General features: G+C 76.0%; 2 protein-coding genes and 1 pseudogene. All 3 read left to right on the forward strand.

What is annotated here, in order from left to right; genetic code table 11:
- A pseudogene (locus tag AE652_RS37625) lies at positions 1 to 254 on the forward strand (hypothetical protein); the annotation flags it as partial.
- Positions 251 to 1,117, forward strand: coding sequence for an NmrA family NAD(P)-binding protein (locus AE652_RS37630; protein WP_049659784.1), 867 nt, complete (start codon positions 251 to 253; stop codon positions 1,115 to 1,117). The pseudogene AE652_RS37625 and the gene AE652_RS37630, both read left to right, overlap by 4 nt.
- 391 nt (positions 1,118 to 1,508) lie before the next feature.
- On the forward strand, positions 1,509 to 3,620 hold a 2,112-nt coding region (locus AE652_RS37635), incomplete at its 3' end, for a non-ribosomal peptide synthetase (protein WP_159028676.1).

Raw genomic sequence — 3,620 nt, forward strand, 5'->3', positions numbered from 1 at the left:
CCCTCGCGGCCGCCGCCCTCGGCCTGGCCGGAGCCGCGCTCGGCCTGGCCGTCGGCCTCGCCGCCGCCCACTGGCTGCCGCAGGTCCCCCGGCTGGCCGACAGCCCGTGGCCGCACCGGCTCCCCATCGACCTGCCGGTCTCCTCGGCGATCGCCGCCACCATCACCACCTGGCACTGGCGCGGCAGCCGCCCGGCCCGCACGGCACAGCACCGACTCCCCACCGCACCCCTCCCCGAAAGGCAGACATCATGATCGTCATCATGGGCGCCGGTGGCGCCACCGGCGGCGCCACCCTCCGCAGCCTCGCCGCCCTCGGCGCGCCGAGCCGCGCCCTCAGCCGCGAGCCCGCCCGACTGGCCGCCGCACTCGACGAGCGCACCCTCGCCCGCACGGCCACCCTCCCGGCGGACGCCGCCGACCCGGCCTCCCTGCGCGCGGCCTTCCGCGGCGCGCACCAGCTCTTCCTCACCATGGCCAACGGCCCGCAGCAGGTCCGGTACGAGCTGAACGCGATCGAGGCGGCGGTCGACTGCGGCGTGGAGCACATCGTCAAGGTCTCCGCGCCCGCCGCCGAGCCGGACTCCCCCGTGGCCGTCTCCCGCGGCCACCACCTGATCGAGGAGCGGCTGCGCTCCTCCGGCATCACCACCACCGTCCTGCGGCCGTACGCGTTCATGCAGAAGCTGCTGCTCCTGGCGCCCGGCATCGCCGCCGCCGGGATGGTGCACGGCGCGCTGGGACAGGCGCGCTGCAACTACGTGGACGCCCGGGACATCGGGGACGCGGCGGCCGAGGTGCTCACCCGCCCCGAGCTCGCCGGTGGCACCTATCCGCTCACCGGCGGGCGGGCCTACAGCTACCCGGAGCTCACCGCGCTGCTGGGCGAGCTGCTCGGCCGGCCGGTCCGCTACCTCGACCTGGGCCCGTCCGAGCTGCACGCCCACCTGGTCGGGCGGGCCGGGATGCCGGACTGGCTGGCCACCCACGTGGTGGAGATCCAGCAGCTCGCGGTGGTCCGCAAGGAGACGCCGGACGACACCTTCCTCCGCCTCGCCGGACGCGCTCCGCGCACCCTGGAGGCCTTCCTCGGCGAGAACCTGCACCGGTTCCGCTGACCGCCGGGCCGTACGGCGGGCCGGGACCGGACCGAGGGGACCGGAGCGCGAAACCCGGCCCGCCGACGGCCCGCCACCCGAAGGGAGCAGCAATCGCTGTGGCGTGGATCACGGTCGAAGAATCGACCTGACGGTCCGTCAAGTCCACTGACACCTCGTCACATGGGTTCCAACGGGGCTCAGTTATTGACTGACGAAGCGTCAGATTCAGCCACTCCGGCGCCAGTTGGGCCGTGCGTCCGCTCCTGCCGGGTCGCCGCACCGGGGCTACCATCGGTCGGGTTGTCCGCTCCGGCCCCGGAGTGGGGTCACCCGATCAGGCGGTGCCCCCACCGCCCCAGGGGCCGGGCATCGGTCGGAACGGGGCGAGGACGAGGAGCGCACGGCTGCCATGACAGCTGAACCGAGCCACCCGGAGCAGTACCCCACGCCACCGCAGGATCCGACGCCCCACGCCGAACCCGTCCAGGGGTCCACGCCCCACGCCGAGCCCGCCCAGGAACCGGTACCGCAGGCCGAGCCGGCCCTCGCCCTGTTCCCCGGCCGCCCGGCCGCCGCCCCGCGCACCCTGGTCGACGTGCTGGACGCCACCATGTCCGCCCACCCCGACGAGCCCGCCCTGGACGACGGGCGCACCGTGCTCAGCTACCGCGCGCTGGCCGCCGAGGTCGAACAGCTGCGCCGCCGACTGGCCGCCGCCGGGATCGGCCCGGGCGACCGGGTCGGCGTGCGCGTGCCCTCCGGCACCAACGACCTGTACGTCTCGATCCTCGCGGTGCTCGCCGCCGGGGCCGCCTACGTCCCGGTGGACGCCGAGGACCCGGACGAGCGCGCCGAACTGGTCTTCGGCGAGGCCGCCGTCGCCGCCGTGCTCGGCGCCGAACGCGGCCTGGCGACCACCGGCGAACGCGCTCCCGCCCTGGAGCGCCGCCCCACCCCCGCCGACGACGCCTGGATCATCTTCACCTCCGGGTCGACCGGCAAGCCGAAGGGCGTGGCCGTCACCCACCACAACGCCGCCGCCTTCGTGGACGCCGAGGCCGCGCTCTTCCTCCAGGAGGAGCCGATCGGCCCCGGCGACCGGGTGATGGCCGGCCTCTCGGTGGCCTTCGACGCCTCCTGCGAGGAGATGTGGCTGGCCTGGCGGCACGGCGCCTGCCTGGTGCCGGTCCCCCGCTCCCAGGTGCGCAGCGGCGCCGACCTCGGCCCCTGGCTGGCCGAGCAGGAGATCACCGTGGTCTCCACCGTCCCGACCCTGGCCGCGCTGTGGCCGGCCGAGGCCCTCAACGAGGTGCGGCTGCTGATCTTCGGCGGCGAGGCCTGCCCGCCCGAGCTGGTGCAGCGCCTGGTCACCGAGGGCCGCGAGCTGTGGAACACCTACGGCCCCACCGAGGCCACCGTGGTCGCCTGCGCCGCCCTGCTGACCGGCGAGGGCCCGGTGCGGATCGGCCTGCCGCTGGACGGCTGGGACCTCGCCGTGGTGGACGAGGCCGGCCTGCCGGTCGCCGCCGGCGGCACCGGGCAGCTGGTGATCGGCGGGGTGGGCCTGGCCCGCTACCTCGACCCGGAGAAGGACGCCGAGAAGTACGCGCCGCTGCCCTCGCTGGGCTGGGAGCGCGCCTACCGCAGCGGCGACCTGGTCCAGGCGGACCCGGCCGGCCTGCTGTTCCTCGGCCGCACCGACGAGCAGATCAAGCTGGGCGGCCGCCGGATCGAGCTCGGCGAGGTCGACGCGGCCCTGCAGGCCCTGCCCGGCGTGGCGGGCGCGGCGGCCGCCGTCCGGACCGCGCGCGGCGGCAACCAGTTGCTGGTCGGCTATCTGGTGGTCCAGGACGGCTTCGACCGCGAGCAGGCCGTCGAGCGGCTGCGCGCCGAGCTGCCCGCCGCCCTCGTGCCGCTGCTGGCGACCGTCGAGGCCCTGCCCACCCGGACCTCCGGCAAGGTCGACCGGGCCGCCCTGCCCTGGCCGCTGCCCGAGCTGGAGAACACGGGCCCCGGCGAGGAGCTGTACGGCACCGAGGCCTGGCTGGCCGAGCAGTGGTCGGAGATCCTCGGCGTGCGGGTCGGCGGCCCGCGCGACGACTTCTTCGCGATCGGCGGCGGCAGCCTGGCCGCCGCCCGGCTGACCACCCTGCTGCGCACCCGCTACCCGAGCGCGGCCGTGCTGGACATCTACCAGCACCCGACGCTGCGCAAGCTCGCGCGGCACCTGGAGCGCTCCGCCGGCGAGAGCGCCGAGGCCCGTACCGTCGCCCTGGTGCCGACCAGGGCCAAGCTGCTCCAGCTGCTCCTGCTGGTTCCGCTGTTCACCGTCGTCGGCCTGCGCTGGACGGTCGCCCTGCTGGCCGCCGGGAACCTGCTGACCCACCTCGGCGACTACCCGTGGGCGCCGACCGCCTCCTGGTGGTGGGTCGGCGCGGGCGCGCTCGCGCTGTACACCCCGGCGGGCCGGCTGGCCGTCGCGGCGGGCGGCGCCCGGCTGCTGCTGCGCGGGGTGCGCCCA

Source organism: Kitasatospora sp. MY 5-36 (assembly GCF_001182915.1).
Lineage (GTDB): Bacteria > Actinomycetota > Actinomycetes > Streptomycetales > Streptomycetaceae > Kitasatospora.

What these genes read in the sequence shown, in the direction of transcription:
- AE652_RS37630 (WP_049659784.1), top strand. Translation starts at nt 251, where the DNA reads ATGATCGTCATCATGGGCGCCGGTGGCGCCACCGGCGGCGCCACCCTC.